The organism is Gordonia sp. VNK21, assembly GCF_046098115.1.
In the GTDB taxonomy this organism is placed as follows: domain Bacteria; phylum Actinomycetota; class Actinomycetes; order Mycobacteriales; family Mycobacteriaceae; genus Gordonia.
Window position 1 is genome coordinate 179,015 of sequence record NZ_JBJURU010000009.1, and the last position, 21,185, is coordinate 200,199.

At 69.1% G+C, this 21,185-nt stretch carries 18 protein-coding genes and 2 tRNA genes; 10 read left to right on the forward strand and 10 right to left on the reverse strand.

Translation table 11 applies throughout. From position 1 onward, the window contains the following. Nucleotides 1-82: 82 nt before the first annotated feature. Nucleotides 83-1,753 (reverse strand): AMP-binding protein, encoded by a 1,671-nt coding sequence (locus ACJMNC_RS11795; RefSeq protein ID WP_408948142.1) that lies wholly within the window; start codon nt 1,751-1,753, stop codon nt 83-85. A 95-nt stretch (nt 1,754-1,848) separates the two neighbouring features. After that, nucleotides 1,849-2,661 carry an enoyl-CoA hydratase-related protein gene (locus ACJMNC_RS11800; protein WP_408948143.1) on the reverse strand — a complete coding sequence of 271 codons (813 nt, stop codon included), beginning with the start codon at nt 2,659-2,661 and terminating at the stop codon, nt 1,849-1,851. A 176-nt stretch (nt 2,662-2,837) separates the two neighbouring features. On the opposite strand from ACJMNC_RS11800, the gene ACJMNC_RS11805 reads away from it, so the two are divergent. After that, on the forward strand, nt 2,838-4,028 hold the full coding sequence (locus ACJMNC_RS11805) for a TetR/AcrR family transcriptional regulator (RefSeq protein WP_408948144.1): 1,191 nt from the start codon (nt 2,838-2,840) through the stop codon (nt 4,026-4,028). Nucleotides 4,029-4,032: 4 nt separating this feature from the next. Here the strand turns inward: ACJMNC_RS11805 and ACJMNC_RS11810 are convergent, their stop codons facing one another. Beyond that, a complete protein-coding gene (locus tag ACJMNC_RS11810) occupies nt 4,033-4,836 on the reverse strand; it encodes a hypothetical protein (RefSeq protein ID WP_408948145.1) in 804 nt (267 codons plus the stop codon). A gap of 142 nt (nt 4,837-4,978) precedes the next feature. Between ACJMNC_RS11810 and ACJMNC_RS11815 the strand changes: the two genes are divergently transcribed. From ACJMNC_RS11815 to ACJMNC_RS11825, 3 genes are all read left to right on the forward strand, one after another. After that, the gene (locus ACJMNC_RS11815) at nt 4,979-5,689 is read left to right on the forward strand and encodes a GntR family transcriptional regulator (protein ID WP_408948146.1); all 711 of its coding nucleotides are present in this window, start codon (nt 4,979-4,981) and stop codon (nt 5,687-5,689) included. A 62-nt stretch (nt 5,690-5,751) separates the two neighbouring features. Continuing rightward, nucleotides 5,752-5,824, forward strand: a tRNA-Asn gene (locus ACJMNC_RS11820). Nucleotides 5,825-6,151: 327 nt separating this feature from the next. Further along, nucleotides 6,152-6,643, forward strand: a complete 492-nt coding sequence (locus ACJMNC_RS11825; protein WP_408948147.1) for an FBP domain-containing protein — start codon at nt 6,152-6,154, stop codon at nt 6,641-6,643. A 30-nt stretch (nt 6,644-6,673) separates the two neighbouring features. Here the strand turns inward: ACJMNC_RS11825 and ACJMNC_RS11830 are convergent, their stop codons facing one another. Next, a complete protein-coding gene (locus tag ACJMNC_RS11830) occupies nt 6,674-7,729 on the reverse strand; it encodes a hypothetical protein (protein WP_408948148.1) in 1,056 nt (351 codons plus the stop codon). A 177-nt stretch (nt 7,730-7,906) separates the two neighbouring features. Between ACJMNC_RS11830 and ACJMNC_RS11835 the strand changes: the two genes are divergently transcribed. Then, a complete protein-coding gene (locus tag ACJMNC_RS11835; protein ID WP_408948149.1) occupies nt 7,907-8,494 on the forward strand; it encodes a TetR/AcrR family transcriptional regulator in 588 nt (195 codons plus the stop codon). Beyond that, complete coding sequence (locus ACJMNC_RS11840; protein ID WP_408948150.1) at nt 8,494-10,155, forward strand: MDR family MFS transporter; 1,662 nt, start codon at nt 8,494-8,496, stop codon at nt 10,153-10,155. Before ACJMNC_RS11835 ends, ACJMNC_RS11840 begins: the two co-directional genes overlap by 1 nt. A gap of 87 nt (nt 10,156-10,242) precedes the next feature. Here the strand turns inward: ACJMNC_RS11840 and ACJMNC_RS11845 are convergent, their stop codons facing one another. From ACJMNC_RS11845 to ACJMNC_RS11860, 4 genes are all read right to left on the reverse strand, one after another. After that, nucleotides 10,243-10,656 (reverse strand): hypothetical protein, encoded by a 414-nt coding sequence (locus ACJMNC_RS11845; protein ID WP_408948151.1) that lies wholly within the window; start codon nt 10,654-10,656, stop codon nt 10,243-10,245. A gap of 414 nt (nt 10,657-11,070) precedes the next feature. After that, nucleotides 11,071-11,147 (reverse strand) — tRNA-Ile (locus ACJMNC_RS11850). A gap of 77 nt (nt 11,148-11,224) precedes the next feature. Then, a complete protein-coding gene (locus ACJMNC_RS11855; RefSeq protein WP_408948152.1) occupies nt 11,225-11,479 on the reverse strand; it encodes a phage holin family protein in 255 nt (84 codons plus the stop codon). A gap of 177 nt (nt 11,480-11,656) precedes the next feature. After that, nucleotides 11,657-13,630, reverse strand: a complete 1,974-nt coding sequence (locus tag ACJMNC_RS11860) for an OPT family oligopeptide transporter (protein ID WP_408948153.1) — start codon at nt 13,628-13,630, stop codon at nt 11,657-11,659. 178 nt (nt 13,631-13,808) lie between these two features. Here ACJMNC_RS11860 and ACJMNC_RS11865 point away from each other — a divergent pair, with 178 nt between their 5' ends. Next, nucleotides 13,809-14,741, forward strand: coding sequence for a cation diffusion facilitator family transporter (locus tag ACJMNC_RS11865; protein WP_408948154.1), 933 nt, complete (start codon nt 13,809-13,811; stop codon nt 14,739-14,741). Nucleotides 14,742-14,743: 2 nt separating this feature from the next. On the opposite strand, the gene dnaG is transcribed toward ACJMNC_RS11865, so the two are convergent. Then, nucleotides 14,744-16,633 (reverse strand): DNA primase, encoded by a 1,890-nt coding sequence (gene dnaG / locus ACJMNC_RS11870; protein WP_408948155.1) that lies wholly within the window; start codon nt 16,631-16,633, stop codon nt 14,744-14,746. A gap of 163 nt (nt 16,634-16,796) precedes the next feature. Here dnaG and ACJMNC_RS11875 point away from each other — a divergent pair, with 163 nt between their 5' ends. Then, the gene (locus tag ACJMNC_RS11875) at nt 16,797-17,267 is read left to right on the forward strand and encodes a DUF4262 domain-containing protein (RefSeq protein WP_408948156.1); all 471 of its coding nucleotides are present in this window, start codon (nt 16,797-16,799) and stop codon (nt 17,265-17,267) included. A 100-nt stretch (nt 17,268-17,367) separates the two neighbouring features. On the opposite strand, the gene ACJMNC_RS11880 is transcribed toward ACJMNC_RS11875, so the two are convergent. Next, nucleotides 17,368-19,143: a siderophore-interacting protein gene (locus tag ACJMNC_RS11880; RefSeq protein WP_408948157.1), complete on the reverse strand. Its 1,776-nt coding sequence runs from the start codon at nt 19,141-19,143 to the stop codon at nt 17,368-17,370. Nucleotides 19,144-19,292: 149 nt separating this feature from the next. Here ACJMNC_RS11880 and ACJMNC_RS11885 point away from each other — a divergent pair, with 149 nt between their 5' ends. Then, the gene (locus ACJMNC_RS11885; RefSeq protein WP_408948158.1) at nt 19,293-20,348 is read left to right on the forward strand and encodes an ATP-binding cassette domain-containing protein; all 1,056 of its coding nucleotides are present in this window, start codon (nt 19,293-19,295) and stop codon (nt 20,346-20,348) included. Next, complete coding sequence (locus ACJMNC_RS11890) at nt 20,345-21,178, forward strand: ABC transporter permease (protein WP_408948159.1); 834 nt, start codon at nt 20,345-20,347, stop codon at nt 21,176-21,178. The genes ACJMNC_RS11885 and ACJMNC_RS11890 overlap by 4 nt, the downstream gene beginning before the upstream one ends. Nucleotides 21,179-21,185: the final 7 nt, after the last annotated feature.

Consider the following 21,185-nt stretch of genomic DNA (forward strand, 5'->3'; position numbering starts at 1 on the left):
GGCGAGCCGCGGAAGCTAGGCTTGCTGTACGAGCTGTGCGAGCTCCAGCTCCCGTGGTGCAGCTAGAAGGACCACGGCCGGGTCACCGTCCGGCAGACGCGCCGGGTCGTCCGGTTCGGCGCGCTGGACTTCGACGCTCACTAGTCGACCCCACGGCGGGGCCGGAGCCTGTGGCACGAGTTGCGGTACTTGCGCTGGAAGGGCCTCCGCTACTTGCACCGGCAGAAGCCGGTCTGGCTCTACAGCGGCTAGTGGACGCACGACCTCCCCGCGCTACGCGACGCGTTCGAGCCGAGCTAGCCGGCCCACCACGGCCGCCACTGGCGCGCGTAGCACCTGGGCCTCTACTTGCTGCAGCGGCAGCCGCTGCACCCGCTCTAGCAGATGGCGCCTGGCTTGTACTACCGCCCGATGACCGTCTTGGGCGTCCCGTGGCGGCTGCGGAAGGCGCCGCCGACCAAGGTGAGGCCGCTGGACCAGGCAGTCCTGCTCCTCCCGAAGGAGATGCAGCACCTGGCCCGGTTCCTGTACTAGTAGAGCCCGCCCCTCTTGTAGATGACGCGGCTCCACCTCTTGCACGAGATGCCTGTGGGCTCGTAGCAGCTTCGGCGGTAATAGCCTGCGCGGCGATCTCGCCCACGTCGCCGACGGCGACGTCGTTCATCTCCGGGTCCACGATGCGCGCGGTCACCGCCGGCACCACCCGGCCGATCGAGCCGAGCTTGCGCAGCGCATCGCGCCCCTCCAGCACGCAGGTGATCGGCGACATCTCGGTCTGGCCGAAGACGGCCACGTTCATCGCCTCCGGGAAGGTCGCGTTCATGGCGTTGAGCACGGTGTCCGAGGCCGGGGCGGCACCCCAGCTGATCACTCGCAGCTTCAGGTCGCGCGGCTTGGCCTGCTGGGCCGCGCAGACGGCCTGCCACTGGGCCGGCACCAGGAAGATCGACGTGGTGCCCTCGACCTCGAGCGTGTCGAGCATGTCGTTCGGATCGAAGGCGCCGAGCGGGTGGATCACCGAGAGCGCGCCCATGTAGATCAGCGGCGTCATCGCCCCGAGTCCGGCGATGTGGAACATCGGCGCCACACACGAGCCGATGTCGTCGCGCCGGGTTCCCAGCACCTGCAGGCAGATCATCGCCTGCGCCTGCAGATTCTGGTGGGTGAGCATGGCGCCCTTGGGCTTTCCGGTGGTGCCCGAGGTGTACATGATCATCGCGACGGTTTCTTCCGGGATGTCGATCACCGGGAGATCCGAGTCGTCCTCCGCGGCGAGATCCTCGTACTTCAGGTGCGCCGGGTTGTCGGTGTCACCGACGACGATGGTGTGATCGATCGCATCGTTCGCACCGGCGACGGCGTCGGCGAGCGGGGCGAGCATCGACTCGGTGACGATCACCTTGGCGCCGGAGTCCTGCACCAGGAAGCCGATCTCCGGCGGCGCCATCCGCACGTTCACCGGCACCGGAATGGCTCCGATGATGTTGGCCGCGATCACGATCTCGACGTACTCGGTGCGGTTGAGCATCACCACCAGCAGCCGGTCGCCGAAGCCCACCCCGCGCCGGCGGAGGGCGGCAGCCAGCCGATGGCTGCGGTCGTCGAGCTCCTTCCAGGTGGTGGTCTCCCCCAAAAAGCGCATCGCCGGCCCGTCGGGGTTCATGTCGGCGTGGCGGCGGATCTGGTTGATCCAGTGGTTGCGGCGCGAACGGGTCGGTTCGCTGGCGGGGTCGAGGTTCAAGCTCGCGGTCATCGGGTTGCTCCTTCAGCGGTGCGGGTGGGGTGAGAGTCGCCGGCGGCGACGTGGCCTTCGATGGACGTGCGGTTCTGGGTCGGCGGGCGGTGCGGTCACTGACCTCCCGAGGCGAAGGCCCGCAGCGCGGCCGTGAACTCCGGCGACTGCAGCAGCTGCGTCTGCCCGGCGATCTCCCGGTCGACGGCAGCGCCGAATCCGGACAGGGTGTGCGCATCCATCGCCGACTTGGTGGCCACCAGCGCCGAGCGGGAGGTGCGCAGCAACTTGGCCACCACTCGGTTCACGACGGACTCGAGGGCTTCGGCTTCTTCGACGAAGCCGTTGATCAGGCCGTAGTCGAAATCCTCAGCCGCCCAGAGCTTCTCACCGAGCAGTGCCATCGCATTGGCGCGCGCCCGGCCGACGGACGCGGCGAAGGTGGCGCTCGCGGCGCCGTCGGGCATAAGGCCGATGTTGACGAAGGCGAGCATGAAGTACGACCGGGCCGTGGCGTAGACCAGGTCGGCGGCCACAGCCAGGGAGGCGCCGATGCCCACGGCGGCGCCGTCGAGAGCGGCGACCACCGGGACCGGGACGCTGCGCACCGCAGAGACCAGTTGCGAGCCGTTCTCGATGATCGCCCGGGAGTCGGCTTCGTCGAAGCCGCCGGACCCTCCGGCGGCCAGCGCCGAGCCCGCCATTCCGGCCACGTCGGCGCCGGCGCTGAAGGCGCCGCCGCGTCCGGACAGGACCAGCACGCGGACGGCGGGATCGTCCGACCACAGCCGGCAGAGCTCGATGATCCGCGCCGAGGCCCGGTCGTCGAGCGCGTTGAGCTGTCCCGGACGATCGATCTCGAGACGGGCGACGCCGTCCTCGCCGAGACTGCTCCAGATGCCGTCTACCTGGATCGCTTCGCTGCTCATCGCATCCTTCCCGTGCCCGGCCGGCGCCCGGCTTGGGTCACCGTAACACCATCAAGTGATCCACATCATGCGAATACCAATTAACATAAGTGTACTTATACATATCTGCACCTGCAGATTAACAACTCTGCCCGATTTGCGTCCTGCGGATTTCGGATTCGATAACATGCTCTTTCATGACACCTGGGCAGCTTCTGAACGGCACCGCGCGCCGTTCCCGGCCCGACCGCCGGGCCACGATCCTGGCCGCGGCCACCGCCGCCTTCTCCGCCGACGGGTATCACGCCACCAAACTGAGCCGGATCGCCGAGGCGACGGGGATCTCCACCCCGGCCCTGTACCGACACTTCGCCAACAAGAGCGAACTGCTCGCGGCGGTGACCTGCGACATGGCGCTGCGGATCGCCGGCGTTCTCGAGTCCGTCCCGCCGCGCCCGGACGATCCGCGCGGCGAGTTGGCCGAGCTGATCGAGGGCTATGTGGCCGACGTGCTCAACCACCGCGACAACGCCGATCTCTTCCGGTGGGAGGCCACCTCGCTGACCGCGGAGGATCGCCGGTACGTGCGGGACATCCGGCTCACCGGGCACCGCCGGGTCCGCGCGCTGCTCCAGACCCTGCGGCCGGATTTGAGCAGACTCGATGCCGACGTGCTCACCGATGCGGTCTTCGCGGTGGCCTCGAGTCCGGCGAGTCATCGGATCACCATGCCGCGCAAGACGATCGTCGCCCTGATGCGCGATGCCGCGCTGACCGTCGCCGAGGTCGACCTTCCGCCCGAGGGACCCGACACCGCGTCGACCGGTCTGTCGCCGGCCGGGCGACGTGAATCGGTGCTGGCCGCCGCCGTCGGGCTGTTCGCCGACCGCGGCTTTCACGAGGTGACGGTCGAGGACATCGGCACCGCCTCCGGGCTGCCGCCGTCCGGGGTCTACCGGCACTTCCCGTCCAAGCAGGCCATCGTCGCCGCGGCGCTCGAGCGAGCCTCCGGCCGGGTGACCGCGGCGATCGCCGACGGGCTCGCCCAAGCCGGATCGGCCACAGCGGCCGTCAGTTCACTGGCGCGGTCCTACGGCAGGCTGTGCGCCGACGATCGGGCGATCATCACCGTCTACCGGCGCTGCTTCGGTGCGCTCGAGCCGCAGGAGCGCACCGCGCTGCGTCGCCAGCAACGGGCCAACATCGACGAATGGTCCACCTGGCTGCTCGCGGCACGTCCCGAACTGTCTTCCGCGGCAGCACGTTTCCTGGTTCACGCCGCCCTGGACACCACGGGCGATCTCACCGGCGCACCGCACCCCTGCGGTGCGGCCCGCGCCGCCGCCGTCGCCGACGCGGTGCTGCTGCGCACTGCGGCCCCGGCCTGACCGATCAGACGGTGTCGAGGTCGTCGACCACCCAGCGATCACCGTCGCGGATCAGGGTGATCAGGACCCGGGAGCTGTAGTCGAGGCCCTGGTCACCCACCGCCGGCACCTGCGGCGAGGTCACCTTCTGGTCGAGCGCGACCAGCACCACCGCCCGGTTCTCCGAGATCGACTTCAGGCCGGCGTTCACGGCCGTGCCCACCGAGGTGGCGTTCGCCTCGTCGTTGCCGGTGCGGGCGTCCTGGGAGGACTTGATGTAGCGGTCGGCGAAGTCCTTCGTGGAGATCGACCGGATCCGTTGGTCCAGTTCCGCATAGTCGCCGGAGCGGTAGCTGACGATGTCGACGGCGTAGGTCTTCGCCGTAGTCAGCGCCTGCTCACCGAGCCCCGAGTCCGGCCCCAGACCGTCGTCGTCCACGGTCGCGTAGAGGAAGCCGAGCACGCCCACGATCACGGCCAGCACCACTGCCAGCGCGGCGAGGGCCGGCACCAGCCAGCGCGGCACCGAACTGCGGCGGGAGCGGCCGGAATCGGTCACCCGGCCGGGGATCCGGGACGGGTCGACCCCGCCGGGCGTGCCGTCGTCGTCCGCGTCGACAGCGGACTCGGCGCCGTCAGCGGCCGCGTCGGCGCCGGAATCGTCGTCGTGGACGAGGCCTTTGCGCGCCGCCTTCTTCGCCGCCGCCGTCCGCGCCTTCTCCCTGTTCTCCCGGTTGGCCCGCAGGAAGTCGTCGCGGTCGAGCGGCGACACGTCGTCGTTCGCGCCGGCCGGACCGGACTCGCCGGATTCCTCAGGGGTCTTCGCCATGGGCACCAATCTAACCGCACCGGCCCGTGCGCCCGGGTCCAGACGGCGCCCGCCGGACGGAGTTTGCGCAAACCGGGCTCGGTCCGGTGACCGCTCACCGCTACTCTCAAGGCGGACCCTCACCATTCATCGGAAAGACCCCATGGCCCCTCTCGACTCCACCTCCCGACCGGGCGGCCGTTCCGGCCTGGCCCGGCGACCGCAGTTGTCCGAAGAGGTCGCGAGCGTGCTGCGGCACAAGATCATGACCGCCGAGCTGCGTCCGGGCGATCCGATCCGGATGGACGAGACGGCCGTCGAGCTGGGTGTGAGCGTGACGCCGGTGCGCGAGGCGCTGCTCACGCTGCGCGGTGACGGCATGGTCGACAGCGCACCGCACCGCGGCTATGTGGTGGCCGCGATGACACGGACCGATGTCGAGGACATCTTCTGGCTGCAGGGTCAGGCCGCCGACCGGATCGCCCGCCGCACCGCAGGGCTGATCGACGACGACGGGATCGCCGAACTCGCCGCGGCCGCCGACCGGCTGCGCGGCGCGGTGGCCGACCGCGACATCCCCGCGATCATCGACGCCGAGTTCCTCTTCCATCGCACCCACAATCGGATCAGCGCCAGCCACAAACTGGCCTGGTTCCTGCTCAGCGCCACCCGATACACCCCGCACCAGCTCTACGCGGCCGACCCGGGCTGGGCGCAGGTGGCGTTCTCGAGTCACGAGGACCTGATCGCCGCCTACCGGGCCCGCGATCCGCAGGCGGCCGCCGCCGCGGTGGGCCGCCAGTTCACCGACGGCGCGCAGCGGCTGATCGCTCATCTGTCGCAGACCGGGATCTGGGCCGACGACCAGCCCTGACCAGTCGTTTTGCCGTAGACCAGATCGATGGGCTAAAGTCTGATCTCGGTTCGAAAGTGCATTCCCCCATAGCTCAATTGGCAGAGCATTCGACTGTTAATCGAACGGTTACTGGTTCGAGTCCAGTTGGGGGAGCAAGTTTTCAACGACGAAGACCCGGTCCCGCCGGGTCTTCGTCGTTTCTGCATCCACCGTCGAGGAGCCGTCCGACAGATCGCGGTGTGGTTACCGCGCGTGCGAGCGATCCCGGGTAGGCGTTACCGTGGAGTCATCATGACCGCACGAGACCAGGAGGCCGCCGGCGCACCACGCGCCCTCGGCAGATGACCGCGCCCCGACGCCGATCCACCCGGATCGGCGGCATCGTCATCACTTCTGCGCGCCCGGGTTCTCCGGGCCCGCCCCTCCTGTTCCTCCCGCGTCCGCCCGACGCGGCACAGCACACCACGAAACGGTTCTGTCATGAAGCACTGCACCCAGCCCGAGATTCTCGCCGCCTTCCGCGGCGCCACCCGCAGCGAGGTCAAGCGGGTCACCTTCCGCCCCGACTTCGACGAGGTGGACTTCTCCCGACTCGACTTCTACGGCTGGCGCGACCCCAAACTGGCGCGCCGCTCCTACATCGTCGTCGAGCACGAGGGTGAACTGGTCGCGCTGATCCTCAATCGCGCCGACGCCCGACCGTCCCGCAAAGCCATGTGCGCCTGGTGCCGGGATGTGGACCTGACCCAGGACGTGGTGATGGTCAGCGTGCGCCGGGCCGGCGCCAAGGGCCGCCGCGGCGCCACTGTCGGCACTCTGGTCTGCGAGGACTTCGGCTGTTCGAGGCATGTCCGCAAACTGCCGCCGGCCTTCCACAAGGGCACCGATCTGGACGCCATCCGCGAGGAGCAGGTCGCCGGCCTGCGCCACCGGGTGGACGCGTTCGTCGCCCAGATCCTCGCCGACGACTGACCGCCGGGCCGTCGGCGCCCGAGGCTCGGCCTAGATGGACCGGAACGAGAGGGCGCCGACGGTGTCGGCCTGCCGGTACCGCAGATACTTCTCCACCGTGTCCACCGGCACCGCCGAGGTGGCGGTGGCGACAGTGGCCACCAGGAATTCGCCGGAGTCGCCGTCACGCCACTTCCCGGTGTCGAATCCGGAGATGTACGCGCCCGGGATGGCGTTCAGGTCGCCGTCGTCGTACTGACCGACCGCCGCGGCGGCGGCTGCGGCGTCGTCCATGGTGAAGACGTACTGCGTCAGCATCAGGTCGCCGCCTTCGGCCTTCCAGACGAGTAGCGAGCCGTACTTGCAGCCGAGCGAGGTCAGCTTCCCGCCTTCCTCGAGCGGACCGCAGGTGTCGGCGTCCTGCCCCTTGACCCAGTCGGCGTGCAGCGACACCCCGTCCATCCGGAAGTCCCACGGACCGTCGAACTCGCTGTAGGCGAACCTCGCGCCGGGCCGGGTGCCGGTGGTCGTGCTCGTCGTGGTGCTCGTCGAGGTCGACGTCGAGGTCGACGTCGAGCTGCTCGCGGTGGTCGACGACGAGGCAGAGGCCGTTCTGTTCTCGTCGTCGTCATCGCCGGTCAGGAAGAACACGGCGGTGGCGACGATGGCGGCGACCACGACCACCGCCGCGACACCGATGCCGATGTTGCGCCCGGTGTTCGGCTTCTTCGGCGGCTCGAATCCGGGTTGCTGATAGCCGAACTGCTGCTGATAGCCGAACTGCTGCTGATAGCCGGGCTGCTGGGCGAACACCGTCTGCTCGTAGCCGGGCTGGGCGCCGTAGGGCGGCTGCTGCTGACTTCCCGGCTGCTGGGCGTATCCGGGCTGCTGTCCGTACCCCGGCTGCTGCTGACCTCCCGGCTGCTGCCCGTAGCCCGGCTGCTGTCCGTAGCCCGGTTGCTGTTGACTCCCCGGCTGTTGTCCGTACCCGGGCTGCTGGCCGGGCGCCGGCGATTGGCCCTGCTGCGGGAAGCGCGGATCCGGCGCGCCGCCCCGGCCGGATCCGTACGGATCGGATCCATATGGGGGCCCGGGCGGGTACGTCATCTGATTCGGCCTCTCACTCGACAGTCGCCGTGCGTGCCCGAAGCTCGGGCACAGTGCCACTAATGTCGCACACTCCCCCATCACCCCGCTGCGGGCGTTCATTTGTCCGCTTTACCCTAGTTGACATAAAGTTTGCACGGGTGCAATAATGCACTAGTGCAAAGCAATGGTAAAGGGATGCGCGAGAAGCATCGGGAGCAGACCCTGCGGGATCTGCACCGTGCCGCCCTGGACCTGGTTCAGCGCGACGGCCTGGCCGAGACCCCCGTCACGGCGATCGCCGAACGCGCCGGCGTCTCGCGGCGGACCTTCTTCAACTACTACGCGTCCAAAGAAGACGCGGTCCTGGGCCTGACCCCGCCGACGATCCCCACCGAGACACTCGATTCGTTCCTCGATCTGCCGGCCGGCCAGCAGCGTTTCAAGGAGATCCTCCGGCTCTCCGTCGCCACGCTGGCCACCGGCCCGCCCGGCGACTCGCGCAGCGAGATCAAAGACCTTCTGATCGCGTACCCGGAACTCGCCGCCCGGCTCCGACGCCATCACATCGACCTGGCGGACCTGCTCACCGAGGCGATCACCGACCGTCTCGCCACCAGCGGCTATCCGGTCAGTTCCTCCGACAGCGCCCGCGCGGTGATCACGCTCGCATTCGCCGTCCTGAGCTTCGCCGGCAGCCGCGACCCCGCAGGCCTCAACACCTCCGACCCCGAAGCCATCGACACAGCCCTGACCATCTTCAAGAACGCCCTGAAAGAGATCTGATGACCACAGCCCCATCCCCGGTCGTCGACGACGACGACACAAAGACATCCGGCCGGACCATCCTGTTCCTGTTCATCGGTCTGATGATCACGATGCTGCTGGCAGCGCTCAACCAGACCATGCTCGCGACCGCCCTGCCGACCATCGTCGGCGATCTCAACGGCGTCGACCAGATGAGCTGGGTGATCACCGGCTACATCCTGGCGACCACGGTCGTCATGCCGGTCTACGGCCGCATCAGCGACATCCTCGGCCGAAAGCCGGTGCTGCTCACCGCGATCACCCTGTTCATCGTCGGGTCCATCATCGGCGGCCTGTCCGGGAACATCGAGATGCTGATCATCGCCCGCGTGGTGCAGGGCCTCGGCGGCGGCGGTCTGATGATCCTGTCGCAGGCGGCGATCGCCGACGTCGTCCCGGCGCGCGACCGCGGCAAGTACATGGGCGCCATGGGTGCGGTCTTCGCGGTCGCCTCGGTGGCCGGCCCGCTGCTGGGCGGCTGGCTCACCGAAGGTCCCGGCTGGCGCTGGGCGTTCTGGCTGAACCTGCCGCTGGGCGCGCTGGCCATCGCCGCGACCATCGCCTTCATGCACCTGCCCAAGAAGGTGCATGAGACCAAGCCGAAGCTCGACTACCTCGGCATGGCCTTGATCGCCGGGGCGACCACCACCCTGACGCTGGCCTGCACCTGGGGCGGCACCACCTACGGCTGGGGTTCGCCGCAGATCATCGGCCTGTTCGTCGCCACCGCCGTCCTCGCCGCCGCCTTCTGCTGGGCCGAGACCAAGGCCGAACTGCCGACCATCCCGATGAGCCTGTTCCGGGAGCGGAACTTCACCCTGACGGTGATCGCCGCTCTGGCCGTCGGCGTCGCGATGTTCGGCACCATCGGCTACATGCCCACCTACATCCAGATGGTCAGCGGCGTCGACGCCACCCAGGCCGGCCTGCTGATGATCCCGATGATGGGCGGCCTGCTGGTCACCTCCATCGCGTCCGGTCAGGCGGTGAGCCGCACCGGAAAGTACAAGGGTTACCCGCTCGCCGGCACCCTGGTGATGGCGATCGGCATGGTGCTGCTCTCGCAGATGACCATCGACACCCCCAAGTGGGAGATGTGCCTCTACCTGGGCGTATTCGGCGCCGGCATCGGTCTGTGCATGCAGATCCTCACCCTGATCGTGCAGAACACCTTCCCGGGCCGGATCGTCGGCACCGCGACGGCCGCGAGCAACTACTTCCGGCAGGTCGGCGCCACGCTCGGCTCGGCCGTGGTGGGCGCGGTCTTCACCTCCCGGCTCAAGACGGAGCTGGGCGAGCGCCTGCACGGCGGTGAGATGTCGGGCGATGCCGCCCGCCAGCACCTCACCCCCGGCGAGGTGAACAAGCTGCCCGGCGAGATCCGGATCCCGGTGATCGAGGCCTACAACGAGGCCCTGCTGCCGGTGTTCCTGTTCCTGGTGCCGCTGATCATCGTCGCCTTCCTGGTGCTGCTGTTCATCGAGCGCAAGGACCTGGCGACCACCGTGAAGAACGAGATCCCCGCCGAATCGCTCGCCGAAGGCCAACTACTCGAGATGGTCGACCAGGACGACCTGTACGGCAAGCCCGGCGACACTGCCGGATCGGCGTCGACGTCACGGGCGCCGGCCAAGAGCTGATCGTCGACGACGCCGAGGGCGCCGGCACCGCACACCGCGGCACCGGCGCCCTCCGTCATTTGCAGACTACGACGAGCGGGCCGATCACTATCGCGGAACCCAAACGCCGTGCTCTCCGCTGCACCCATACGTCTGACCGTCGACGACCTTGGTCGAATCCACTCCCGGCGCACAGGGTTCCCCCGTCACGTCCGGGTGCTGATTGATCGTCGGCTCGATCGGGACATTCGGAACCCAGACGTCGCCGTTCTCACCGCCGCAGACCATGCTTCCGTAGACCTCGCCGGCCGTGGCGCACCAGCCGTAGAGCTCCGGCTCGACGACGGTCGGCGCAGGCTCCTCGACGACAACGGTGGACTCGGTCGGGGTCTGTGTGACGGTCGTGTGACTGGTGACGGTCACCGCGGACGGCCTGGGCTTCTCCTGGTGCTCCCCGGAGCCGCACGCCGTCAGACCGATCAGGACGCTTGCCGCGGCGGCACCGACAATCCAGTTCTTCATGTCGGGGATGCTAGCGAGGGCTTCGGACACCGAACTCACTGTCGTCCGAACGTACCTCGGGCCTCGGCGGCCGACTCACCGCCTCGAAGAACGAGATCCCCGCCGAATCGCTCGCCGAAGGCCAACTACTCGAGATGGTCGACCAGGACGACCTGTACGGCAAACCCGGCGACAGTGCCGGATCGGCGTCGACGTCACGGGCGCCGGCCAAGAGCTGATCGTCGACGACGCCGAGGGCGCCGGAGCCGGGTTCCGGCTGATCTGACCGCAAAGATCGTCCGCTGAGAGCGCCTCCGAGGGCAAATAGCCCTCGGAGCGGCGCTGAGCGGACGATCTTTGCAGCGCTACTTCAAGACGCGGGCGAAGAAGCCGTCGAACGCCTGTGCACGAGCGAGTCGGCACACCGCGGGATCGTGGTGGGGCCACCGGGACTTGAACCCGGGACCTACGGATTATGAGTCCGCGGCTCTAACCAACTGAGCTATAGCCCCCTGCGCCGGTACCCGGCGACGAATCGGTAGCCTACCCGACGCCGGGCCGCCCGCCGGACGGGGTTTGGTGCAGTGTGTCAGGCTGCCGAGCCGCGGTGGTGCTCGTGTTCTTCCAGGTGTCGGATCTCCTTGCGGATCTTGAACCAGAAGTACCCGCCGACCACTATCACCACGGCCAGCACGATGATCGGCACGGCCCAGTGGAGCGCCGTCATGAACACCGCGACGCCCAGAGCGATCACCATCACCAGCCCCACCACCACAGCGGTGATCGCGATGATCTTCAACTCATGCAGCTTCTCGCGTGCGTCCTCGCGTATTTCGCCCGACATCAGCTCGTCCCTCTCCAATTCCGGGTCCGTTCACGGCTATGCCGGGAGACCTTGCCGGCAGCTCCATCACTCTAAGTCTTCCGCCCGATGCGGGTCCGGGCCATTGCACGCAAGCCCTGTGCAGACTCGATTCCAGCATGAGTCCGCCAGAACCGCACCTTGCCGTCGCCGCTTCCGTCAGCCGGCCGACTGCGCCGTGGCGATCTGCCGCACTCGCCGGTACAGCCACGCCACCAGCGCGACGAAGACCAGCACGCCCACCAACTGGGCCCAGTCCCCGTACCCGGATCCGATGAACGGCAGCCCCAGCGGCTCGTCGTCGCCGGTGGCGGCGACGATCCCGGCGAAGATCACGCCGTAGAGACTCTCGCCGACGATCAGACCGGTCGCCATCAGCACACCGAGCCGCTTGCGCTTCTCGGCTCCGTCGCCCTGCGCGTCGGCCCACCGGTCGTAGACGCGTCCGATGAACGCACCGATCGGGATGATCAGAGTCAGCGCCATCGGCAGGTACATGCCCATGCCCACGGCCAGCGGCGGCAGCCGCAGACTCCGGGTGGTCTTGCCGAGCACCTCGTCGACGACGATCACACCGGCCCCGATCGCCGCGCCCAGCCCGATCAGGCCCCAGTCCAGGTCGCCGCCGAAGACGCCCTGCGCCAGTGACGACATCAGCGCCGCCTGCGGGGCGGCGAGCGCGTCGGCCCCGGCGTCGGGCGCGCCGACGAAACCGAAGGCGGTGTTCATCAACTGCAGCACCGGCGGAATGATCGCCGCACCGAAGAGCACGCCGATGATCAGCGCCACCTGCTGCTTCCACGGGGTCGCGCCGACGAGCTGGCCGGTCTTGAGGTCCTGCAGATTGTCGTTCGAGATGGTCGCGATCCCGAACACCACCGCAGCGGTGAACAGGGTGAACGCCACCATGGCCGCGATCTGATCGTCGCCGTCGGCCCCGTGCACCAGCTTGAACAGCACCGCCGCCAGCAGCACCACCAGAATGCCGACGCCGGAGATCGGACTGTTGGACGAGCCGATCAGACCGGCCATGTAGCCGCACACCGCCGCCACCAGCAGACCGATCAGCAGCGCGAAGACCACGGCCAGCGCGATCAGTCCGCCCGCCTTGTCCCCGATCGCGGTCCCGGAAACGAAGTCCCACAGCAGCCAGCCGATCGGCACCATCGCCACCAGCACCGTGATCACCACGTACTGAATCGGGATGTCGCGTTCGGTGATGTCGACGGCCGCCCCGTCGCGCCGCAGCCGGGTGCTGCGCATGGACTCGGCGATGCCGCGCGCGATCGGCACGATCAGCTTCACCAAGGTCCACACGGCGGCCACCGCGATGGCGCCGGCGCCGATGAACCGGATGTCGTCGGAGAACACCCCGGAAGTGAAGTCGAGCAGATCCGAACCGGACGGCACCTCACCCCACGTCCGGGTCGGCAGCAGCACGAAGTAGGCGATCACCAGGCCCACCAGCATGGCCACACCCACCGACACGCCCACCAGGTGCCCCACACCGATCAGCGCCAGCGACAGGCTCGCCCCGTACATGGTGGCGCCGCTGCCCACCTTCACCGCACCGGCCACCGAACTGCTGACCAGTTTGAGCGACGAGATCAGCGAGAACAGCGCCGCGCCCAGACCACCGATGACGATGGTGCGCATGCCGGCCCGGCTCTCCTCCACACCGCCCTCACTGTCGCCGACCTTGAGGACTTCGGCGGCGGCCACACCTTCCGGATACGGCAGATCCGAGCCGGTGACCAGAGCCCGCCGCAGCGGGATGGAGTACATGACGCCGAGGATGCCGCCGAGCGCACAGATCGCCACCGTCTGCCAGTACGGGAAGCCCGACCACCAGCCGATCATGATCAGGCCGGGCAGCACGAAGATGATCGCGGACAGCGTGCCGGCCGCCGAGGCGATCGTCTGCACGATGTTGTTCTCGACGATCGAATGCCCGGAGAAGTAGCGCAGCACCGACATCGAGATCACCGCGGCCGGAATGGCGGTGGCGAACGTCAGGCCCACCTTGAGCCCCAGGTAGACGTTGGCGGCGGTGAACACCAAGGTGATCAGCCCACCGAGGATCACTCCGCGGAGAGTCAATTCCTTCACGGTGGTCTGCTGCGGTGCCGTCATGCGCGCTCCTGTCGACGAGGGATCCGGCCGCCGCGACGGCCCGCGAAACCCTTGCCTCTCTGTAGAACTGTCTCCCGGTAGAACTGTTTCACTCTAGAACTGTCTCACTGTAGAACCCGGGCCGACCCCGTCGCGCGCGGACAGCCGGATCGGCGAACGCCTCTAGACTGGCAGCACTATGCGGACCGTCTCCGACCTGCGCGTCGTCGCCACCTCATCGCTGGTGAGCGTGGCCGATGTGACCCTGAACCTGGTGGTCGCCGCGATCACCGGGTCCACGGTGATGCTCTCCCAGGCATTGCAGGGCCTGTCGGATCTGGTGACCGGCGGACTGCTGCTGGTGGGCGTGCGGCGTTCGCGCCGCAAGGCCGACGCCCGATTCCCGTTCGGCTACGGCCGCGAGGTCTTCTTCTGGGCACTGATCGCGAGCATGATCATGTTCGTCGGCACCGGCGCGGTATCGCTGCTGCTGGGTTACCGGGAGGCCGTCGATCCGGAGCCGGTGCAGCGGATCTGGCTGGCGTTCGTCATGCTGACGGCCGGGCTGGCCGGCAACGGCTACGCCTTCTCACTGAGTGTGCGACGGCTGCGCGCGGAGGGCCGCACCCGACATCGGGGCTGGTGGGAGCAACTGCGCCGGTCGAGTCTGATCGAGACCAAGGCCACCTTCATCATCGACTTCGTCGGCACCGCAGCCGCCGTACTCGGTCTGGTCTCGCTGGGTCTGTACCAGTTGACCGGGGTCACCCGGTTCGACGGCATCGGCTCGATGGTCATCGGTCTGACCATGATGGCCTCGGCGACGCTGCTCATGTGGGACCTGCACGAGCTGATCGTGGGCCGCGGCGTCGATCCCCGCACCCGCGCCGAACTGGCCCGCCGGGCCCTGGAGGTGGACGGAGTGAGCGAGGTGCTGGACCTGCTCACCATGTACGTCGGCTCCTCCAAGCTGTTCGTCGTGATGGAACTGCATCTGGACGACGGTTACACGACCACCGACATCGAGCGGATCACCGACGAGGTGAAAGCTCATGTCCGCCAGTGCGTCCCGCTGGTCCATCACATCCAGATCGAGGTCGAGACGCCGACCGGCGAGATCCCCGGCGGCTGAGGCTAGTCGGCCGAGTCGAAGGCCTGATCGAGCAGGCTGCGCCGATAGGACTCGAGCGCCACCAGGTCGCCGAAGAGCGCGTTGTACCCGTCCGGGTCGCCGCCCGGCGACATCCGGCGCAGCTTGGACTTCAGGTCGGCGATCTGCACCCCCACCCAGACCTCCTGGGAGCGCGCCAGCACCGAGTGGATGTAGCGCGGCAGGTTCTCCTCGCTGACCGGGATCTCCTCCACCGCCAGTTCGCTGACCAGCGGGGTCAGCGCGGGCGTGTCCACGGCTTGGCTCACCGCGTCCACCCAGGTGGCTCCGGACAGCCCCGAGGCGGTGCCGCCCGCCTTCGAGATCGCCTCCCGGACAGCGGCGTACGACCGATCGGAGAAGCATTCGACGGGCAGTGAATCGAAGACGGTGCCGGCGATGCCCGGATACTGGATCGCCGACTTGAGCGCCTCGCGCTGCGGCCACAGCCGCGGATCGTTGGCGATCGGTTTGGCGGTCGGCGGCGGCGAGGTGGCTTCGGGCCGCATCCTGGGCCCCGGCCGGCTGCCGGCTCGCCCGCGGCCCCGCCCGGCGGTCTGCCGCACCCGGGAGAGCACCTGGGCGACGTCCTCCCAGCCCACCCAGCCGGCCAGCTGCCGGGCGTATTCGTCGCGCAGCGCCACGTCGCGGATGCGGGCCACCACCGGCACGGTGTCGCGCAGCGCGGCCACCCGCCCTTCAGCGGTGTCCAGATCGTGTTTGGCGATCAGCGCTTTGATGGCGAACTCGAACATCGGGATCCGCCGGGCGATCAGATCCCGCAGCGCCGCATCCCCGGACCGCTGCCGCAGATCGCACGGGTCCATCCCGTCCGGGGCCACCGCCACAAAGGTCTGCCCGGCGATGGCCTGCTCGCCCTCGAAGGCCTTGAGCGCCGCCGCCTGACCGGCCTCGTCGCCGTCGAAGGTGTAGATCACCTCACCGCGGAAGTAGGAGTCGTCCATCATCAGCCGCCGGATCAGTGCCAGGTGATCCTCGCCGAAGGCGGTGCCGCAGGCGGCGACGGCGGTGGTCACGCCGGCGGCGTGCATGGCCATCACGTCGGTGTAGCCCTCCACGATCACCACCTGGTGCCCGCGGGCGATGTCGCGTTTGGCCAGATCCAGCCCGAACAGCACCTGAGACTTCTTGTACAGCATGGTCTCCGGCGTGTTCATGTACTTGCCGAGCTGATCGTCCTCGAACAGCTTGCGTGCGCCGAAGCCGATCACGTCGCCGGCCAGATTCCGGATGGGCCAGAGCAACCGCCGGTGGAACCGGTCGATGGGGCCTTTGCGGCCCTCCTTCGACAGGCCGGCCTCGCGCAGCTCCTCGAAGGTGAAGCCCTGGGACTGCAGGGCTTTGGTCATGGTGTCCCACCCGGCCGGGGCGTAGCCGCAGCCGAACCGCTGGGCGGCCGTCCCGTCGAATCCGCGGCCGGTCAGGAAGTCGCGGGCCGGCTGCGCGTCGGGGGTGCGCAGTTGCTCGGCGTAGTACCGCTGGGCCGCGGCGTTCGCGGCGACCAGCCGGGCGCGGGTGCCGCGGTCGCGTTTGATCACCCCGCCGCCGCCCTCGTAGCTGATGCGGTAGCCGATCCGGTCGGCGAGCTGCTCGACCGCCTCGACGAAGCTGATGTGCTCCTGCTTCTGCAGGAAGCTGTAGACGTCCCCGCCCTCGCCGCAGCCGAAGCAGTGGAAGTGCCCGTGGTTGGGGCGCACCTGGAACGACGGCGTCTTCTCGTCGTGGAACGGGCACAGGCCCTTCATGCTGTCCGCGCCGGCCCGCCGCAGCGCCACGTATTCGCCGATGACCTCCTCGATCCGCGTCTGTTCACGGATCGCCGTGATGTCGCGATCGGGGATTCGGCCTGGCACCGCACCAGTCTAGCCACCGGTCGGCCGAAGGCCCGGTGAGCGGGCGGAGCCGCCCTGGACGCCCGCCGCCACACCGATGTCGTACCCCCGACCTACCGTGAACACAGTCGAACACCTGAGCGAACCGGGCTCCTGGGTTCGGCCGTCCGGAAGGAGAGGTCCCATGTGTGAATTCGATCCGCGGTGCGAGGGCTCCGATGCCCTGGTGGGCAACGCCCTCGCCCAGATAGCGATGGGCCGGTGGGCGGTGACCGGCATCTACGGCGACGCGGACACCACCCCGTTCGCCTACACCACCGGTCTCACCGAGTTCGGCCGCCCGGAGCTGGTGATCACCGGCATAGCGCCGGCGCCGGCGTGCCGCATTCTCAATGCGGCGGGCCACCGGATCACCACCGGGGCGGCCTTCTCCCCCGGCGACACGGTCGACCGCGTGCTCGCCGAGCCCTACCTGCCGTACGTGCTGCCGGTGGTCGACGACGCCGAGCTGACGGTCACCCGGCTGCTCTACGGTCCGGACGTCGAGGTGCTCCAGCTGGTGTGGCCGGACCGCTACGGCCACTATCCGTGGGAGCCGGAGTTCACCATCGACCGCGACCAGCAGCCCCTGCTCGGGCTGCCGCTGGCCGCATGACCGGCCGCGGAGCGCACTGCCGGGGCCTGCGGTCGACGAGCCGGCGATCAGCCGCGCAGCGATCGGCACCGGTGAGCTCGTCGCGGCGACGGCCGGCCGCTCAGCGGTGGAAGCTCAGCCCCTGCACACCCCAGCCGAGAGCAGTCACCTCATCGGTCCGCCAGCCGGTCTGCTCGGCGAGGGCCTGCAGGGCATCGCCGCCGCGCCGCACCCGGCCGGTCGAGCCGAGGTAGACCAGCTCCTCCTCGTCGAGGTCCTCGTCCAGGTTGTCCGCCCCGGTCACCTCGATGATCAGCAGCCGCTCGGCCGCGCCGTCGACCGAACGCAGCAGCTCCGCGGTGTCGCCGTCGGAGAGCATCTCGGTCGCCTTGACGAGGATCGCCAGGTCACACGGCGGCCAGCCCGGTGCGGTGGCGACCGCGCCGGGCAGGTCCGGGGCGAGCGCCGCCAGCTCCGCCGGTTCACCCACGACGGTCAGCGCGACGTCGTCGCCGAGCACGCCCGCCGCGCGCAGGCCGTCGATCAGCACCACCGAGCCCGCACCGCGGATCCCAATCCGTGCGGGGCCCTGCAGCACGGGCAGTTTCGTGATGGCCGGCATCAGGAAGATCAGCGAACGGGAATGCTCGGCCAGTTCGCCGAAGACCTCGGTCTCGGTGCGGGCCTGTGTCCCGAAGTCGCTGCCCGTGCGCCGGGCCCACGCGGAATCGCCGGCCTGCAGGGCCGGGGCGAGGTGCTCGAGGGCCAGGATCTGGTCGGCGTGCAGGCCGGTGAAGTGCTCCTGCAGATGGTCGTCGTCGAGGAGCAGGTCACCGTAGTCACCGGGGACCAGCGCACCGTCGCGGTCGTCGAGGACGCCGCAGTCGATCAGCACGGTCAGCAGCGGCTGCAGGCGGACCGGATCCACCCCGGCCCGCTCCGCGAGCACGGCGCGGTCGGCGCCGGCGGCGCAGTGCTCGAGCAGGTTCAGCTGCAGCGCGGTCCGGACCGCAAACCAGCTGACCGGCGAGACGACCGGTCCGGGCGCTCGGGCCGACTCCGGTCCTTCGGCCGGAACCTCCTCGGCGTCGTCGCGCAGGTGCCAATAGCCGACGATGTCCTGGCGCACCTTGGGGACCTCGAGCTCGCGGGTGACGTAGCGCCGCACCGGCAGCAGCGCGCGGCTCTCGGAGGCCGCCCACACGAACGGGTCGCCCGCCGGCAAGTCCAGAGCGCGGACCGCGTCGACGAGCGCGTCACGGTCACCAGGTTCGGCGATCACCCAGTCGATCCGGTCTCCCGGCGCCAGGGGCAGGTCGCGACGCGCGCTCTCGTCGCCCGCCGTCACCACGATGCGGGCCGGGCCGGGCAGCGGCCGGTCGTTGAGGAAGCGCTCGATGGCCGGCAGTGCCGTCTCATCGCCGGCCAGCAGGGTCCAGTCCACCCCGTCGGGCAGGATCATCGACGACTTGGGCCCCACCACGTGCAGGTGGTCGCCGGGCCGGGCGGTGGCCGCCCACGCCTCGGCCGGGCCGTGCGCGGTGGGGTCGGCGGAGTGGATCACAAAGTCCAGCACCAGTTCGCCGGCCTCCAGATCCACCCGCACCGGGGTGTAGTCCCGGGTGGCACGCAGGTCGGCCGGCCCCCAGTCGATGCCGTCGGCGTGCTGCACGGGCAGCGCCGACGCCAGCTGGTCTTCCGGCGCGAGGATCAGTTTGATGTGGTCGTCGAAGGTCAGGCTGGTGAACGCGGGCAGGTCCAGGCCGTCGCGGGTGAAGGCGCGCAACTCGTCGCCGCCGAGCGTGATCCGCTGCATCCGCGGGGTCAGCCTCTGCGTGCCCAGCACCTCCAACCGGCGCAGGACGATCGGGTGGGGCGTCATACGGGCAGCGCTCATTGCTCTCCTTCGGCGAGTAGGTCAGGTATCCCTAACCTACCTATCGAGCGCTGACCCATCTATCGAGCGCGATCCCGGCGACCGTCGGCGACGGCGCCGTGCAAGCGCATGCAAGGTCCGTGCCAGCGCGCCCGGTCAGGATCGTCGGCATGACTGATTCGACAACCCTGGAAGCGCCCCGCCCGTCGCGCCCCGGCTTCGCAGAGCCGGCCATCGACGCCCGGGGGCTCGTGAAGCACTTCGGTGAGACCAAAGCCGTCAACGGCATCGATCTCACGGTCCCCACCGGCACCGTCTTCGGTGTCCTCGGACCCAACGGCGCCGGCAAGACCACCACCGTGTCCATGCTGGCCACCCTGCTGCGGCCGGATGCCGGCAGCGCCCGGATCTTCGGCTACGACGTGGTCGACGACGCCGTCGCCGTGCGCTCGCTGATCGGCGTTACCGGCCAGTACGCCTCGGTGGACGAGGACTTGACGGCGACGCAGAACCTGAAACTGTTCGCCCGGCTGCTCGGCTTCTCCCGGCCCGCCGCCGCGGCCCGCGCCGAAGAACTGCTCGCCGAGTTCGGCCTCGAGGAGGCCGCCGGACGGCCCCTCAAGGAGTTCTCCGGCGGCATGCGCCGGCGCCTGGACCTGGCGGCGAGCCTCATCGACACCCCGCCGCTGCTCTTCCTCGACGAACCGACCACCGGCCTCGACCCGCGCACCCGCACCCAGATGTGGGGCACCATCCGCCGGCTCGTCGACGGCGGATCGACGGTGGTCCTGACCACCCAGTACCTCGAGGAGGCCGACCAGCTCGCCGACCGGATCGCCGTGATCGATCACGGTCTGGTCATCGCCGAGGGCACCGCCGACCAGCTCAAGGAGTCGATCGGCGCGAGCACCCTGCAGCTGACCCCGGCCGACCGCCGCGATCTTGCCGCGGCGGCCGCCACCGTCGAGCGGCTGCTCGGCGAACCCGCGGTCCCCTCGCCCGAGGCCGGCCGGATCACCGTCGGCCTGCACCGCCCGGATCTGGTGCCCGATGTGCTGATCGCCCTGCGCGAGAACGGCATCGGCCTCGACGAGATCACCGTGCAGAAGCCCACCCTCGACGAGGTCTTCTTCGCCATCACCGGCCAGCCGGTCGACGACGCCGACCCCACCGCCGACGGCCCCGCTACCGACCGCACCGAGACAGACAAGGAGGTGTCGCGATGACCACGACCCTGAACCACACCACCGCACCGGCACCGACCTCGACGGTCCGCGACCGGGCGATCACCTCGGTCTCGCTGCGCGACACCGTCCGCCAGTCCTACTCGATGGGCTATCGCGGGCTGCTGAAGATCCGGCACAACCCCGAGCAGCTGTTCGACGTGGTCCTGCAGCCGATCATCTTCACCCTGATGTTCACCTACATCTTCGGCGGCGCGATCAGCGGCGACGTCCAGTCCTATCTGCCGGTGATCATTCCCGGCATTCTGGTACAGACGGTGATCGTGACCTCCGTGGTCACCGGCACCCAGCTGCGGGAGGACATGGACAAGGGCGTCTTCGACCGGTTCCGGTCGCTGCCGATCGCCCGGATCTCCCCACTGGCCGGGGCACTGCTCGCCGACGTGGTGCGCTACCTGCTGGCCTCGGTGATCACCTTCGCCGTCGGCATCGCGATGGGCTGGCGTCCGGATCCGCTGGGCGTGCTCGGTTCGGTGCTGCTGATCCTGGTGTGCAGCTTCGCCGTGTCGTGGATCTTCGCACTGATGGGCTGCCTGATGAGCCGGGCGTCGACGGTGCAGGGCATGTCGATGATGGTGATGTTCCCGCTGACGTTCATGTCCAACGCCTTCGTCCCGGTCGACACCATGCCGGGCTGGCTGCGGTCCTTCGTCGACGTCAACCCGGTGAGCCATCTGGTGACGGCCGTCCGGGAGATGTGCAACGACGGCCACGTCGGCAGCCACGTGCTGTGGTCGCTGCTCGGCGCCGCGGTGATCACTGCGATCTTCGCCCCGCTGGCGGTGCGCGCCTACATCCGCAGCGCCCGCTGACCGCGGG

Bases quoted from the DNA above. Each gene is read 5' to 3' on its own strand.
- ACJMNC_RS11795 (WP_408948142.1), bottom strand. From the start codon at position 1,753: ATGACCGCGAGCTTGAACCTCGACCCCGCCAGCGAACCGACCCGTTCG.
- ACJMNC_RS11800 (WP_408948143.1), bottom strand. From the start codon at position 2,661: ATGAGCAGCGAAGCGATCCAGGTAGACGGCATCTGGAGCAGTCTCGGC.
- ACJMNC_RS11805 (WP_408948144.1), top strand. From the start codon at position 2,838: ATGACACCTGGGCAGCTTCTGAACGGCACCGCGCGCCGTTCCCGGCCC.
- ACJMNC_RS11810 (WP_408948145.1), bottom strand. From the start codon at position 4,836: ATGGCGAAGACCCCTGAGGAATCCGGCGAGTCCGGTCCGGCCGGCGCG.
- ACJMNC_RS11815 (WP_408948146.1), top strand. From the start codon at position 4,979: ATGGCCCCTCTCGACTCCACCTCCCGACCGGGCGGCCGTTCCGGCCTG.
- ACJMNC_RS11825 (WP_408948147.1), top strand. From the start codon at position 6,152: ATGAAGCACTGCACCCAGCCCGAGATTCTCGCCGCCTTCCGCGGCGCC.
- ACJMNC_RS11830 (WP_408948148.1), bottom strand. From the start codon at position 7,729: ATGACGTACCCGCCCGGGCCCCCATATGGATCCGATCCGTACGGATCC.
- ACJMNC_RS11835 (WP_408948149.1), top strand. From the start codon at position 7,907: ATGCGCGAGAAGCATCGGGAGCAGACCCTGCGGGATCTGCACCGTGCC.
- ACJMNC_RS11840 (WP_408948150.1), top strand. From the start codon at position 8,494: ATGACCACAGCCCCATCCCCGGTCGTCGACGACGACGACACAAAGACA.
- ACJMNC_RS11845 (WP_408948151.1), bottom strand. From the start codon at position 10,656: ATGAAGAACTGGATTGTCGGTGCCGCCGCGGCAAGCGTCCTGATCGGT.
- ACJMNC_RS11855 (WP_408948152.1), bottom strand. From the start codon at position 11,479: ATGTCGGGCGAAATACGCGAGGACGCACGCGAGAAGCTGCATGAGTTG.
- ACJMNC_RS11860 (WP_408948153.1), bottom strand. From the start codon at position 13,630: ATGACGGCACCGCAGCAGACCACCGTGAAGGAATTGACTCTCCGCGGA.
- ACJMNC_RS11865 (WP_408948154.1), top strand. From the start codon at position 13,809: ATGCGGACCGTCTCCGACCTGCGCGTCGTCGCCACCTCATCGCTGGTG.
- ACJMNC_RS11875 (WP_408948156.1), top strand. From the start codon at position 16,797: ATGTGTGAATTCGATCCGCGGTGCGAGGGCTCCGATGCCCTGGTGGGC.
- ACJMNC_RS11880 (WP_408948157.1), bottom strand. From the start codon at position 19,143: ATGAGCGCTGCCCGTATGACGCCCCACCCGATCGTCCTGCGCCGGTTG.
- ACJMNC_RS11885 (WP_408948158.1), top strand. From the start codon at position 19,293: ATGACTGATTCGACAACCCTGGAAGCGCCCCGCCCGTCGCGCCCCGGC.
- ACJMNC_RS11890 (WP_408948159.1), top strand. From the start codon at position 20,345: ATGACCACGACCCTGAACCACACCACCGCACCGGCACCGACCTCGACG.